Source organism: Allomesorhizobium camelthorni, from assembly GCF_011045125.1.
In the GTDB taxonomy this organism is placed as follows: Bacteria; Pseudomonadota; Alphaproteobacteria; order Rhizobiales; family Rhizobiaceae; genus Allomesorhizobium; species Allomesorhizobium camelthorni.
This window is the reverse complement of record NZ_JAAKZF010000336.1, coordinates 1-556: the sequence shown is the minus strand read 5'-3', so window position 1 is coordinate 556 and position 556 is coordinate 1. Positions and strand designations below refer to the sequence as shown.

Annotated in this window: 1 protein-coding gene; it reads left to right on the top strand. The window is 61.2% G+C overall.

Going from position 1 to position 556, the window contains the following annotated elements; translation table 11 throughout:
• The first annotated feature begins 224 nt into the window (after positions 1-224).
• Positions 225-521, top strand: a complete 297-nt coding sequence (gene groES / locus G6N73_RS36225; RefSeq protein WP_023802596.1) for a co-chaperone GroES — start codon at positions 225-227, stop codon at positions 519-521.
• Positions 522-556 lie beyond the last annotated feature (35 nt).

Sequence of the window (556 nt, the reverse complement as noted above, 5' to 3'; positions counted from 1 at the left end):
TGCGGCGCTTTCCTGCCTGCCCGTCTTCCCGACTACTCAATGGCCAGACGCGAGAGCGGGCGTGGCGATGAAGAACTGCGGGGCTCTCCCTTCTCCGATTCAAGAGTTGACTCGCACCAGCCGACGGCCTATCTCACCGCCACGTTAGCACTCGCTTCTGGCGAGTGCTAACCGCGCTCCGGCAACGGAGAACCGTTCAACATCCGCACCAGGGACATCCAAAAATGGCAAAGTCGAATTTCCGGCCGCTGCATGACCGCGTGGTCGTTCGCCGCGTCGAGTCCGAAGCGAAGACCGCCGGCGGGATCATCATTCCCGACACCGCAAAGGAAAAGCCACAGGAAGGCGAGATCATCGCCGTCGGCTCCGGCGCGCGCGACGAGGCGGGCAAGCTTGTTCCGCTCGACGTGAAGGCTGGCGACCGCATCCTGTTCGGCAAGTGGTCCGGCACCGAAGTGAAGCTCAATGGCGAAGACCTTCTGATCATGAAGGAATCCGACATTATGGGCATCATCGGCTGAACCGCCGAAACCCAGTTCGCCTCTTCAACAGACCT